Here is a 12,891-nt window from a genome sequence, read left to right as displayed (position 1 = left end):
GCGTCCGCAACGCTGGCCGTACCGCCGCTCGCTGGGCTATCGTTGACGGGCAAGCCCCTCTGCCGACGGCATGAGGCTCGTGTGTATTCGTTTCCCCTTAGCACGCCATTTACAAGGACGGATGATGAAGAAAGCAAATGCCTCCCTGCCCGCCGGCCTGACCGGCGCCAACGTCGCCTTCTGCCAGCGTCTGGCCCAGCTTGCGCAGGAAAGCCAGCAGCGCTGGCTCGAAATGGGCCAGCGTCTGGCCGGCGACAGCTCCGGCCAGGTCCTCTCCGCCCTCTCCCCCTTGAACCCCACCGCCAACTGGCAGGATGTCATGCCCGCCATGGGCGAACTCGCGCGCAAGCGCTGGCAGGCGCAACTGGAAGCCAGCCAGGCCCTCACGCACGCCGCGCTGCAGGAACAGGCCACCATGGCCGCCGGCGTGGGCGAAGCGATGTGCGAATGGTTCAAGCAGGCCAACAGCGCGGCCGCCGACAACTCGCCCTTTGCGCAGATGTGGTCCACGATGACCAACCAGATGGCGGCCGCCTGCGCGGCCATGCAGGACGCCCACCAGCAGGGAGGCCGTCATGACCGCTAAACGAACCGCCCTCATCACGGGCGGGACGGGCTGCCTGGGCCGTGCCATCGCCGTCGCGCTGCACGATGCGGGCCACGACGTCATCGTCACCTACCATTCCAGCGAGACCGCCACGCGCGAATGGATCAAGGAAGAGGCCGCCAAAGGCCGCACCTTCGCCATGTACAAGGTCAACGTGGCGGACTTCGACGCCTGCCAGGCGCTGGCGCGCAAGCTGGAAGAAGACGGGCGCCAGATCGACATCCTGATCAACAACGCCGGCATCACGCGCGACGCCAGCCTGCGCAAGATGAGCGCGCAGAATTGGGCCGAGGTCATGCACAGCAACCTGGACTCCATGTTCAACATGACGCAGCCGCTTTGCGGGCCGATGGCGGATCGGGGCTGGGGCCGCATCGTGAACATTTCTTCGGTGAACGGCAGCAAGGGTGCATTCGGGCAGACCAACTACGCGGCCTCCAAGGCGGGCATCCACGGCTTCACCAAATCGCTGGCGCTGGAAGTCGCCCGCAAGGGCGTGACGGTGAACACCGTGTCGCCCGGTTATCTGGCCACGCGCATGGTGCAGGCCGTGCCGCCGGAGGTCATGCAGGAAAAGATCCTGCCGCAGATCCCCGTGGGACGGCTGGGCGAGCCCGATGAGATCGGCGCGCTGATCGCGTTCATCTGCAGCGACGCGGCCGGGTTCATGACAGGCAGCAACGTGGCCATGAACGGCGGGCAGCATATGTATTGAAGGCGGCGGCCAGCGCTGCGCGCGCTGGTCGGCCGCTTCCCTTTGATTAATGTCCCGCAACACCGACCTCCTCCTGACCGCGCTCGCCCCCACGATCTGGGGCAGCACCTACGTCGTCACCACGCTGATGCTGCCGCCGGGCTATCCGCTGACGGTCGCCATGCTGCGCGCCCTGCCCGCGGGCATCCTGCTGATGTTGTGGGTCCGTGCGCTGCCGCACGGCATCTGGTGGCTGCGCGTGTTCGTGCTTGGGGCGCTGAATTTCTCGGTGTTCTGGGCGTTGCTGTTTGTCGCCGCGTACCGCCTGCCGGGCGGGGTGGCGGCCACGCTCGGTGCGATCCAGCCGCTGGTTGTGATCGCGCTGGCCCGGTTGCTGCTGGGCGCTCCGGTGCGCGGGCTGTCCGTGGTGGCGGCGTTGACGGGCCTGGCTGGCGTGGCGCTGCTGGTGCTGACGCCCAAGGCTGCGCTGGACCCCGTCGGCGTTGCAGCCGGGTTGGGCAGCGCGGCATCCATGGCGCTGGGCACCGTGCTGAGCCGCCGGTGGCAACCGCCTGTGTCCGCGCTGACCTTCACGTCGTGGCAATTGACGTCGGGCGGCATCCTGCTCGTGCCCGCAGCGCTGCTGGCCGAGGCGCCGCTGCCGACGTTCACGCTGGTCAACGTCATGGGCCTGGCTTGGCTGGGACTGATCGGCGCGGCGCTGACCTATGTGCTGTGGTTCCGCGGGGTGGCGCGGCTGGAACCCGCTGCGGTGTCGTCGCTGGGCTTTCTGAGTCCGCTGTCCGCCACGGTGCTGGGGCGGGCGATCCTGGGCCAAAGCCTGTCGCCGCTGCAATTGGCAGGCATGGGGGTGGTGGTGGGCAGCGTCTGGCTAAGCCAGCGCGCGCAACGTCAAACCGTGCCAGCGGTAGCGCCGCGGGCCGCGCGCTGAGCCTCATATTTGTAACGCGCGGCCCCCACCCTGTACGGCAGATTTATTGCGGGTGAGGCGCCCCGCGCGCCGCCTCCATCTCTGCCCGCAACGACATCGCATCCGGCCGCATGGGCAGCGCCAGCCGCCCTTCGCGGTCGATGGCGCCCCATTCTCCGCCCGTGGCGTAACTGTGTTCGCCGTCGCGCGTGCGTTCGATGCGGCAACCCTTGCACACCGCGGCGAGACCGCCCTCGAAGCGGTCGACCCAGTCGTAAGGCGTGGCCAGCACGCGGTTGAGTTGCCTGTCGTAGTAGGCCATGCCGCCCGCCCACGGTCCGCGCGTCAGGCCTTCCTCGAAATCGTCGGCGCCGTTATCGAACGTGACCACGGGGACGGCGCGTCCGTCGGGCCGCACCCAGTGCCACGAGCCATTGGCCGTTGCGGGTGACAGGCCATCCTTGCTGAAATCCATGCGCGCCATGACGGCGGGACGGAACTCGACGCCACCGTTTGTGGCGCGGGCGCAGTGCTGGACGTGTTCGAGGGAGCCTTCCGCTTCCTTGTCCGCAAAGAAGCACGGAAGGTCGTATTCAATGGCAGGGCCCGAGGTCAGGGCCAGCGAGGTAAGCAAGGCGGCAATCAGCATGCGGGGCATCCTAGCATGGCGGATTCGCGCTCATCCGCCCGTCTGATGCCCGGCAAATCCCGTCGGTCTTCAGAAATCCTCAAAGGCTGAGAGAAGCCGCGCGACCGCCTGCCGCCTCAATTCGCCGTGGCGCCAGAGTCCTTGACCGCCTTCGCCCACGCCGCGATCTCGGTCTGGATGAACTTGCCGAATTCGGCGGTGTTCACGCTGGAGGCGCGCGCGCCCTCTTCCAGCAGGCGCTGCTTGACCTCGGGCGAGGCCAGCGCGCCGGTCAACGCCTGATTCAGCTTGGCCACCACCGCGTCCGGCGTACCGGCCGGCGCAACGATGCCGTGCCAGGACACCGCCTGGAAGCCAGGCAAGCCGGATTCGGCCATCGTCGGCACGTCGGGCATCGCGGACGAACGCTCGGGCGACGTCACGGCCAATGCGCGCAGCGTGCCCGCCTTAACGTGTGGCAGGACGCCCGGAATGGTGGTGAACATGAAGTCGATCTGGCCGCCGATCAAGTCCGTGATCGCGGGGCTGCCGCCCTTGTACGGCACGTGCGTGAACTCCAGCTTGGCTTCGCTCTTGAACATCTCGCCCGCCAGGTGTCCCGGCGTGCCGGCGCCCGCCGAGCCCATGTTGGTCTTGTCGCCCTGCGAACGGATGAACGCGATCAGCTCCTGCACGTTCTTGGCCTTGACGTTGGGACCGACGACCAGCACGTTCGGCACGGTGGCCAGCAGCGTGACGGGCGTGAAGTCCTTGACCGCGTCGTACGAAATGCGCGAGTACAGCGACGGGTTGATGCCGTGCGTGCTGGCGGTGGCCAGCAGCAACGTGTAGCCGTCCGGCGCGGCCGAAGCCACCTGCTTGGCGGCGATGGTGCCGTTGGCGCCGCCCTTGTTGTCGATCACGATCGTCTGGCCGAGCGTCTTGGCGGCTTCGGCCGCCACGGTGCGGGCCAGGATGTCGGACGTCCCACCCGCCGAATGCGGGACGGCCAGCGTGATCGGCTTGGCGGGAAAGGTCTGGGCGTGCGCCGCCGGCAGGGCCGGGGTCAGACAGGCGGCCAGCGCGCAGCGCGCCAGCAAACGAGTGCGGAACATGGGAGTCTCCAGGGTTGTGGCCGGCTGCGGCGCCTCGAGCGGGCGCCGTCAGGCCGGCGATAAGGCCGGTCCGGTCAGTCCGAACCGAGCTGCAGCTTGTTGGGCTGGCGTTTTTCGATGGACCACTTCAAGAGCGCGGCCGAGCGGTAGATGCCATGGGCGAACTTGCCGTAGGGCAAGGTCAGGAACAACGCCATCACGACGCCAAGATGGATCGCCAGCAGCAGCGCCATCGCGCTGCCGTCGCGGCCGGCCAAGAGCGCCAGGCCCGTCGCGCTGGTCAGGAACAACAGCACGATGAACCCCCGGTCCATCGGTTTCTGCACCGCGTCGCCCTGCAGGGGATGGCGCTTGACATTCAGCCACAGCAAGCCGGCTGGCCCGATCAAGAGGCCAATGCCGCCCGCGGTGCCCAGCAGCACCGGCGCGCTCAGAATCGGATACGGCGCCTGCTGGTCCAGCAGATAGTGGTAAAGCGTGGCGACACACGTGGCTGCGAAACACAGCATGAAGCCGTAGAACGTGAAGTGGTGAAACCGCCGGCGCCACAGCGTGAAGGCGTCGTCGGCGTTGTTGCAACCCTTGCCGTGGCCGCCGTCCAGATAGCGCAGGCGCAGCGCGTCGTGCGCCGCCTCGGCCACCGCTGCGCCGGATGCCGCCCCCGGGCTGACGTTGCGCCAGAACCGCGTCACGCCCACCGCCAGCGCCAGCATCGAAAAGCCGAACACCACGCCAAACATCAGCGCCAGCGTGTTGTGCGGGAACACGGCGTAGAAATTGCCTGCCATCGGCTCGTGGAACAGGCCCCCCGCCATCACCACCGCCAGCACCAGGAACAGCGCCAGTCCGGCGGCCGTGGCCAGCGACAGCGCGAGGCCATTGCGCTTGTACAGCGTGCCCAGCGCCGCGGGCCACGCATAGTCGGTGTAGGTCTGCATCCGCACCTTGGCCATGGCCTGCGGCACGTTGACGGCGAACTCGTGCGGCGGCGCGTACTGGCACGCGTGCAGACAGGCGCCGCAGTTATGGCACAGGTTGGCCAGGTAGTTCAGGTCGGCCTTGCCGAATTCCAGGCGGCGCGTCATGGCGGGAAACACCGCGCAGAAACCCTCGCAGTAGCGGCAGGCGTTGCAGATCTGCATGACGCGCGCCACTTCGGTCTCGTCATCGGTCAGCGATTCCGTCAGCGGCTTGGCGCCCCTTGCATGAAAATGCACGGGCTGCTCGGCGGGCGCCGGAGTCGGGATATGTCCGGACTGGCTGGTGGAAAAGGACTGCGCCTCGCGGGCCAGGGCTTCAAGCTGCTTCACGGTGTGCTCCCGCAGGGTTCTGGCCCAGCGCCGCGGCAGCGGCGCGGGTGCCGGCAATGCGGCCGAAGGCCGTGCCGATGGACATGCCCACGCCTGCCGTGTATCCCTTGCCCAGCACGTTGCCGGCCATCATTTCGCCCGCGACAAAAAGGTTGTCGCTGGGCTGGTCGTTGAAACGGACCGCGGCGGTGTCGTCCACCTTCAGGCCCAGATAGGTAAAGGTGATGCCGGGACGCAGCGCATAGCCGTAGAACGGCGCGGTGTCGATGGGCCGCGCCCAGTGCGTCTTGGCGGGCGTCAGGCCTTCGGTATGGCAGTCGTCCAGCGCGGTGTGGTCGAACTTGCCCACACGGCAGGCCGCGTTGTAGTCCCCGACCGTCTTCTCGAAGGTGGCCGCATTCAGCCCCAGCTTCTCCGCCAGTTCGGGCAACGTATCGGCCTTCACGCCCGGAAACACCGGCGGCATGAAGCGGCCGATCGCCTTGGCGTCGATGATGGAATACGCGATCTGGCCGGGCTGCATGGCGGTCAGACGCCCCCAGATGGCGTAGCGCTTGGGCCAGAAGTCCTCGCCCTCGTCGTAGAAGCGCTCAGCGTCGCGGTTGACGACGACGCCCAGCGATACGCAATCGATGCGGGTGCAAATGCCGCCGTCGTACAGCGGCGCGCGAGCGTCGATGGCCACGCAATGCGATTGGGACGGGTCGCCGATGCCGTCGGCGCCGGCATCCAGCATGAATTTCAGCAGCACGCCCATGTTGAAGCGCGTGCCGCGGATCAAAAAGTTGTCGGCCGGCCATTCGCCGCGCTCGTTCTGACCCCAGGCTTCGCGCAGCCATTCGCGGTTGGACTCAAAGCCGCCTGCGGCCAGCACACAGGCGCGGGCCTCGATGCGCTCGTCGCCAATGCGCGCGGCCACGAAGCGGCCGTTGTCCAGGTCCAGCGAATCGACCGGCGCGTTGTAGCGGATCTGCACACCCAGCGCTTCGGCGCTGCGGTAATAGGCATTGACCAGCGCCTTGCCGCCGCCCATGAAGAACGCGTTGGTGCGCGCCACGTGCAGCGCGCCCGACAGCGGCGGCTGGAAGTTCACGCCGTGGCGGCGCATCCAGTCGCGACAGGTGGAGGACTCGCGGATGACCAGCCGCGCCAGGTGTTCGTTGGTCAGCCCGCCCGTCACCTTGAGCAGGTCCTGCCAGTATTCTTCCTCGGGATACGCGTCGATCAGCACGTCCTGCGGCGCATCGTGCATGCAGCGCAGATTGCGCGTGTGCTGGGAATTCCCGCCCCGCCATTCCTTTGGCGCCGCTTCCAGCAGCAGCACGCTGGCGCCGGCTTCGCGCGCCATCAGGGCCGCGCACAGCGCCGCATTGCCCCCACCAATCACCAAGACGTCAACCATGCCATCTTCCCCAATTCAAGGGGCAGACTCTACGCAGCGGCGCGCCGCTGCGATATCAGGCAGGCGTCAACGGGTGTTCACGATTCGTGAAGAGCAACCACCGCCCATTTGCCTTCGCGGGCCAGGGTGCGGGACACGTCGGCCATGACCAGTCGGGCCGCCAGCGCCGCGGGTGACAGTTCTTCGTCCGACAGGCTGGCCAGCAGGTTGGAGCGGAACAGGTGGGCATCGTCGATGCGCGCCATCTGCAACTGGCCGGGCGCGATGCGCGCGGTGGCCGAACTGGGCTGGATCGTCGCCGCGCCGCCCTGCTGCACCACGTCCATCAGCAGGGACAGGCCATCGACCTCGGCCACCACCCGGGGCGTGCGTCCCAGTTGCTGGAAGGCGTTGTTGACCAGCGCCCGCAGGCCGTGGCGGCCGCTGGGCAGCACCAGCGGCAGGTCGGCAATGGCCTCCAGCCGCGTCGTGTCACCAGCCGGCACGCCGGGCATGCCGGGCCGGGCAAAGAGAAACAGGGGCTCGTCCAGCAGCGGCATCACGCTCCAGCGGCGCGCCGATTCGGCATGGAACACGATGGCCAGATCCAGCAGGCGGCCGTTGAGCATGTCGGTCAGGTGCCCGGACAGCGCTTCGACCAGATGCAGCCGGATGTCGGGGTAACGCGCATTCATGGCCTGCAGGAAGGGCGCGCCCAGCACCGCCGCCGTCGTGGACGGCAGGCCGACGCTGACGTGCCCGGCCAGCCGGGCCTGTTGCGCAGCCTGGACGGCGTCGTCGGCGTGGCGCAGGGCCAGCTGCGCCTGCCGGAAAAACGCCAGCCCCGCGTCCGTAGGCACCACGCCGCTGGCGCTGCGCTGCAACAGCCGCGTGGACAGTTCGCCTTCGAGACGGCTGATCTGCTGGCTGAGCGCCGACGTGACCATGCCGATCGACATGGCCGCCCGGCCGATGCTGCCGGCCTCGACCACGCGCACGAAGTAACGGAGCTGGCGCAGTTCCATCGGTCAGCCCGGAATGGTCAGACCCTTGGCGACCGCGGGCCGCGCCACGAACGCGTCCAGCACGCGCGCGACGTTCTTGAACGAAGAAAAGCCGACGAGGTCGCCGGCGTCATAGAAGCCCACCAGGTTGCGCACCCACGGGAAGATGGCGATGTCGGCGATGGTGTACTGGTCGCCCATCACCCAGTCGCGCCCTTCCAGGCGCTGGTCCAGCACGGCGAGCAGGCGCTTGGACTCGTCCACATAACGGTCGCGCGGGCGCTTGTCTTCATAGTCCTTGCCCGCGAACCGATGGAAAAAGCCCAGTTGCCCAAACATCGGTCCGATGCCGCCCATCTGGAACATCACCCATTGCAGCGTCTCGAAGCGACCCGCCGTGTCCGCCGGGATGAACTGGCCGGCCTTGCTGGCCAGGTAGACCAGGATCGCGCCGGACTCGAACAGGCCCAGCGGCTTGCCGTCCGGCCCGTTCGGGTCGAGGATGGCCGGGATCTTGTTGTTCGGGCTGAGCGACAGGAACTCGGGCGTGAACTGGTCCTTGGTATCGAAGGCGACCCGGTGGACTTCATAGGGCAGACCGGTTTCCTCGAGCATGATCGACGCCTTCACGCCGTTGGGCGTCGGCAGCGAATAGAGCTGGATGCGGTCGGGATGCTGGGCGGGCCACTTCTTGGTGATGGCAAAGGCGTCTAGGGAGGACATGCAGGGTATCTCCGGGGGAGGCGGGGTTGGGTGACGACAATCCTAGCGCAAAAGCCGGCGCAAACCCCACCGCAGCGCGGTCGCCGCGACGGCAATGGGCAGGACCAGGCGCCATTGCGCCAGAAACAGCTCGCGTGTGGCCTCGCCGGGGGCCCAGGTGTTGCCGAACACTTGCGGGGAAGGCGGCGCGAGGTACAGGACGAGCAGCGCGGCCGCAAACGTCGCCACGAGGCCCCAGGAGGATGACTGGCGCAGCTCGGCCGGGCGCTCGGCCACGACCAGCATCAGCACACCAGCCAGGCCGGCCAGGACCGCCTGGGCGTAGAAATCGCGCGCCGAGAACATGTACGGCGCGTCGGGGACCACCCAGCCGAGGTCACCGGTCTGCAGCACGGACGTCAGGCACGCGCCGAAAAGCGCGGCGGCAAAGGACAGGATGGACAGGTCCAGGGCACGCAGAATGAGTTTGGACATGGGGCACGGCAGGAAAGGCTAAGGCGAAGGCGCGAGGATGCCACACGTTGACGCGGGCGCGGGGCTGTCAGCGGCGCGAAGCCGCCACGCGCATCGGATCCCGCGGCCCGCTACGCATTCGGTTTGTGATGCACAATCCGGCTCGCGCTTGCGTCGCAGCGCCCTGCTTAGGCAGGCCTTCTCCCCTACCGCCGTGGCAGCTCGCCGCGCCCGGCGCCACTGGCAGTCCCCATGAAGCACCCGCAGCAACGTTCCGGACAATCCGCCTCACCCGCACTTCCCGACGCCGCATCGCGCCCCGCCTGGTTCGCATCGGCCTCGGCGTCATGCCTGGCGGCCGTGCTGGGACTGGCCGCGGCGGCCGCGCATGCGGCGGCTCCGGCAGGCACGGCGGCCGCGCAGGTGTCAGACACCCCAAGCCGCACGCGCAGCCTGACGTTGACGCTGATGGATGGCAATGGCCCCGCCCCCGCGCCGCATACGCCGTACCGCGTCTTCGTAACCGGCTCGAACGACGAGATTCTCGATACCCCTTCCGGCGATGGCATCCTGCATGGCGTCACTGACGCCGAAGGCCGCACGGCGCTGATCCGGACCTCGCTGCCGCATACGGAAGACGACTTCACCCTGATCCGCCGCATCGGCGACGGGCCTTGGGGGCACTTCTTCCAGTTGCAGCGCGGCGGCAGCACCGAGCCCTTGCCGGCCTGGCCGTACATCATGACCATGCCCCAGCGCTGGGGCGAACAATGGGTGGACCTGGGCTACACCACCCGGCAGGGCGCGACGGCCTACTTCAGCCACGACGTGCCGGCGGGTTCGGTGTCGCTGCATATCGATGCGGACGTCACGCGCGACAGCAAGTGCTTTGCGGAGCTGGACGCCGTCAACCGCAAGTTCGCGCAGCACGACGCAGACGGCGCCCGCGCGCTGATCGGCGCCATGCGCTGCACCCGCAGCGCCGAGCAGAAGCTGGACCTGGCGCGGCTGCTGCTGGCCGCTGGCCAAACCGATCTGGCGCGCCATTGGCTGCTGCAGACCCGGCAACGGCCGTTTCCGGACATGTTCAAGCCGGTTGACGACGCCGACCGGCGCAAGCGGCTTGAAGTGGAGCGCCTGCTCGGCATGCCCGATCTGGTGCTGGAGGATTCGAACGTCTTGCAGGCCCGGCAATCGAAAAGGCACGCCGCCGACGCAACGGACCTGGCGAACAACACGGCCTACTTCCTGGCGGACTTTCCCGACTACCTGCCGCAAGCGGAGGAACAGGCCCGACGCTCGCTGGCGCGCGTCGGCCCGCGTCCGTACAACCAGGGCACGCTGGGCTGGATTCTGGCCCTGCGCGGCCAGACCGACGAAGGCCTGCGCCTGATGCGCCTTGCCTACCGCGACCTACCGCGCGACGAAGAAATCGCGGCCGATTACGGCCTGGCGCTGTGGCGCAGCGGACAAAAAGACCTGGCGGCGCGGCTGTGGGACGAAGCGCAGCGCGAATGCGTGTGGGGCGTTCGCCTGCACGCGGCGCTGCGCGAAGCAGGCTACCCGCACCCGTACTTTCATCCCGCGGATTCCGACCCGGTGAACGCGTATCGCGCGCGTTGCGCAAAACCCCGGATCAAGGCGAAGACTGCGGGCCTATAATCCGCGCATACGCTGCAAGCCACGCGCCTGCTGAGGGGCAGACGCAGGAGACCTCCATGACATCCTCCCTGAAGCGCCTGCTTTCTCTTCTTGCCGCCACCCTGCTCCTGGCCGGTTGCGGCGCCGGCCCCGGCGGACCGCCGCACCCCGGCGCGGCAAATCCGTACAGCTCTGGCGGGTTCAACGACGCCGGGCCTGACTATCCCAACACGGGACGCTGACGCCGACGCACGACGACGGCCTCAATCCGCATAACAGCTTTGCGCTCGCGGGCCCCTCCCGCAGCGCCCGCCAACTCCTAGACTGCCTGCACATACCGCAGTCAAGGAGAAGGCTTTGCAGCCGCTGTTATCGAATCTCAAAGTGCTGGACCTGAGCCGCATCCTGGCCGGTCCCTGGGCCAGCCAGATCCTGGCCGACCTGGGCGCTGACGTCATCAAGGTCGAGCGGCCGGGCCAGGGCGACGACACGCGCTCCTGGGGCCCCCCGTTCCTGAAGGACGAAGAAGGCCAGGACACCAAGGACGGCGCCTACTTCATTGCCACCAACCGCGGCAAGCGCTCCATCACGCTGGACCTGCAGACGCCGGAAGGCCAGGCGCTCGTCAAGGAACTGTGCCGCGATGCGGACGTGGTGCTGGAGAACTACAAGGTCGGCACGCTGGCGCGCATGGGGCTGGATTACGACACGCTCTCCAAGATCAATCCGCGGCTGGTGTACTGCTCTGTCACCGGATTCGGGCAGACCGGGCCACGCGCCGCCGAACCCGCCTACGACTTCCTGATCCAGGCCATGGGCGGCCTGATGAGCGTCACCGGCGAACGGGACGACAAGCCCGGCGGCGGTCCCCAGAAGGTCGGAGTGCCGATCGTGGACCTGACCACCGGCGTGTATGCCGCGCTGGGCATCGTGGCCGCGCTGCTGCGCCGCGCACAGACCGGCCAGGGCGAATACATCGACGTCGCGATGCTGGACGTGCAGGTGGGCCTGCTGGCCAACCAGGCAATGAACTTCCTGTTGGGCAACAAGGTGCCGCGCCGCACCGGCACCGCGCATCCCAACATCCAGCCGCAGCGCACCTTCGCGTGCGCCGATGGCGACATCGTGATCGTGGTGGGCAACGACGGGCAGTTCGCCACGCTGTGCGACATGCTGGGCCGGCCCGAGCTGGCGCAGGACCCGCGTTACATCACCAACAGCCAGCGCGTGCGCAATCAGGACACCCTGGACCCGATCCTGGACGCCATTTTCGTCACCCAGCCGCGCGCCCACTGGCTGGCGGCGCTGAAAAAGGCCGGCGTACCGGCGGGCTCCATCAATACGGTTCCCGAAGTCTTCGAAGACCCGCAGGTCGTGCATCGCGCCATGCTGCGTCGGCTGCCGCATCCGGCCGCGGGGTCGGTGCCGCAGGTGATGAACCCGCTGCGCTTTGGCAGCGCCGCGCTGCGCGCCGACGCCGCGCCGCCGCTGCTGGGCCAGCACACCGCCGACGTGTTGGCGGAGCTGGGCCTGTCCGCCGAACAGATCCAGGATTACCGCGACCGCAAGATCATCTGAACAAAAAAGGAGAGAGACATGAGCATGCCGGAGAACCTGGCTGGACCCTACCGCGCGCTGGACGTCACGATCGCCGACGGGGTCGCCACCATCCTGCTGGCCAATCCGCCCGTGAACGCGCTCAGCACCGACATGATGAACGAGCTGTCGTGGGTGTTGGACCGCATTTCGGAGACGCCCGAGGTGCGGGCGGTGGTGCTGTCGGGCCAGGGCAAGATCTTCTGCGCCGGCGCCGACCTGAAGAGCCGCGGCGAGACGATCAAGGGGCCGGGCGACCTGCCGCAGCATTCACGCCGCACGCGGGAGTGCTTTCATGCCATCCGTGAATGCGCCAAGCCCGTGGTGGGCGCGATCAACGGCGCGGCGCTGGGTGCGGGGCTGGCCATCGTGGCCTCTTGCGACATCCTGATCGCCGCGTCCACCGCCGTCGTGGGACTGCCGGAGATCAATGTCGGGCTGCTGGGCGGGGGCCGCCATGGCATGAGGCTCTTCGGCCACTCCCGCCTGCGCCGGATGATGCTGACCGGCCTGCGCGTCGACGGCGACGAGCTTTATCGCCTGGGCATCGTCGAAGCCGCCGTGCCCGCCGATGCGTTGATGGACAGCGCCATTGAACTGGCGCGCGAGCTGGCCTCCAAGAGTCCGCTGGCGACCGTGCTGGCCAAGCAGACCCTCAACGCCATCGAAGACATGAGCCTGCGCGACGGCTACCGCTACGAACAGGACATGACGGCGGCCATCGCCAAGACCGAGGACGCGCAGGAAGCGCGCCGCGCGTTCCTGGAAAAGCGCGCGCCGGTGTTCCAGGGCAAATAAGGGAGCCGAC

14 protein-coding genes are annotated in these 12,891 nt (G+C 68.0%); 7 read left to right on the top strand and 7 right to left on the bottom strand.

Annotated features, from left to right (window positions below; genetic code table 11):
* Positions 1–124: 124 nt before the first annotated feature.
* From KW836_RS07475 to KW836_RS07465, 3 genes are read left to right on the top strand one after another with little or no spacing between them, the layout of a single operon-like run.
* Positions 125–586, top strand: coding sequence for a hypothetical protein (locus KW836_RS07475; protein ID WP_370632988.1), 462 nt, complete (start codon positions 125–127; stop codon positions 584–586).
* Positions 576–1,322, top strand: a complete 747-nt coding sequence (gene phbB, locus KW836_RS07470; protein ID WP_175122470.1) for an acetoacetyl-CoA reductase — start codon at positions 576–578, stop codon at positions 1,320–1,322. Before KW836_RS07475 ends, phbB begins: the two co-directional genes overlap by 11 nt.
* A gap of 49 nt (positions 1,323–1,371) precedes the next feature.
* Positions 1,372–2,253 carry an EamA family transporter gene (locus KW836_RS07465; protein ID WP_218342870.1) on the top strand — a complete coding sequence of 294 codons (882 nt, stop codon included), beginning with the start codon at positions 1,372–1,374 and terminating at the stop codon, positions 2,251–2,253.
* A 43-nt stretch (positions 2,254–2,296) separates the two neighbouring features.
* Here KW836_RS07465 and KW836_RS07460 read toward each other — a convergent pair whose 3' ends face one another.
* The 7 genes from KW836_RS07460 to KW836_RS07430 all read right to left on the bottom strand — a co-directional run bounded on the left by KW836_RS07460 (position 2,297) and on the right by KW836_RS07430 (position 8,867).
* Positions 2,297–2,881: a WG repeat-containing protein gene (locus KW836_RS07460; protein ID WP_218342869.1), complete on the bottom strand. Its 585-nt coding sequence runs from the start codon at positions 2,879–2,881 to the stop codon at positions 2,297–2,299.
* 116 nt (positions 2,882–2,997) lie between these two features.
* Positions 2,998–3,975 carry a tripartite tricarboxylate transporter substrate binding protein gene (locus tag KW836_RS07455; protein ID WP_175137827.1) on the bottom strand — a complete coding sequence of 326 codons (978 nt, stop codon included), beginning with the start codon at positions 3,973–3,975 and terminating at the stop codon, positions 2,998–3,000.
* Positions 3,976–4,049: 74 nt separating this feature from the next.
* The gene (gene tcuB / locus KW836_RS07450; RefSeq protein ID WP_370632987.1) at positions 4,050–5,285 is read right to left on the bottom strand and encodes a tricarballylate utilization 4Fe-4S protein TcuB; all 1,236 of its coding nucleotides are present in this window, start codon (positions 5,283–5,285) and stop codon (positions 4,050–4,052) included.
* Positions 5,272–6,687: an FAD-dependent tricarballylate dehydrogenase TcuA gene (gene tcuA, locus KW836_RS07445; protein ID WP_218342868.1), complete on the bottom strand. Its 1,416-nt coding sequence runs from the start codon at positions 6,685–6,687 to the stop codon at positions 5,272–5,274. The genes tcuB and tcuA overlap by 14 nt, the downstream gene beginning before the upstream one ends.
* A 77-nt stretch (positions 6,688–6,764) precedes the next feature.
* Positions 6,765–7,691 carry a LysR substrate-binding domain-containing protein gene (locus KW836_RS07440; protein WP_175122465.1) on the bottom strand — a complete coding sequence of 309 codons (927 nt, stop codon included), beginning with the start codon at positions 7,689–7,691 and terminating at the stop codon, positions 6,765–6,767.
* A 3-nt stretch (positions 7,692–7,694) separates the two neighbouring features.
* Positions 7,695–8,393: a glutathione binding-like protein gene (locus tag KW836_RS07435; RefSeq protein ID WP_175122464.1), complete on the bottom strand. Its 699-nt coding sequence runs from the start codon at positions 8,391–8,393 to the stop codon at positions 7,695–7,697.
* 42 nt (positions 8,394–8,435) lie between these two features.
* A complete protein-coding gene (locus tag KW836_RS07430) occupies positions 8,436–8,867 on the bottom strand; it encodes a hypothetical protein (RefSeq protein ID WP_218342867.1) in 432 nt (143 codons plus the stop codon).
* Positions 8,868–9,098: 231 nt separating this feature from the next.
* Here KW836_RS07430 and KW836_RS07425 point away from each other — a divergent pair, with 231 nt between their 5' ends.
* From KW836_RS07425 to KW836_RS07410, 4 genes are all read left to right on the top strand, one after another.
* A complete protein-coding gene (locus tag KW836_RS07425) occupies positions 9,099–10,508 on the top strand; it encodes a hypothetical protein (protein ID WP_255595164.1) in 1,410 nt (469 codons plus the stop codon).
* Between the two features lie 56 nt (positions 10,509–10,564).
* Positions 10,565–10,729: a hypothetical protein gene (locus KW836_RS07420; protein WP_175122021.1), complete on the top strand. Its 165-nt coding sequence runs from the start codon at positions 10,565–10,567 to the stop codon at positions 10,727–10,729.
* Positions 10,730–10,844: 115 nt separating this feature from the next.
* A complete protein-coding gene (locus KW836_RS07415) occupies positions 10,845–12,065 on the top strand; it encodes a CaiB/BaiF CoA-transferase family protein (RefSeq protein WP_218342866.1) in 1,221 nt (406 codons plus the stop codon).
* An 18-nt stretch (positions 12,066–12,083) separates the two neighbouring features.
* Positions 12,084–12,881 carry an enoyl-CoA hydratase/isomerase family protein gene (locus tag KW836_RS07410; RefSeq protein ID WP_218342865.1) on the top strand — a complete coding sequence of 266 codons (798 nt, stop codon included), beginning with the start codon at positions 12,084–12,086 and terminating at the stop codon, positions 12,879–12,881.
* The last annotated feature ends 10 nt before the right edge of the window (positions 12,882–12,891 follow it).

The sequence above is a fragment of the Achromobacter sp. ACM05 genome (assembly GCF_019218915.1).
GTDB lineage: Bacteria > Pseudomonadota > Gammaproteobacteria > Burkholderiales > Burkholderiaceae_B > Achromobacter > Achromobacter animicus.
This window is presented reverse-complemented; position numbering and strand designations above follow the sequence as displayed.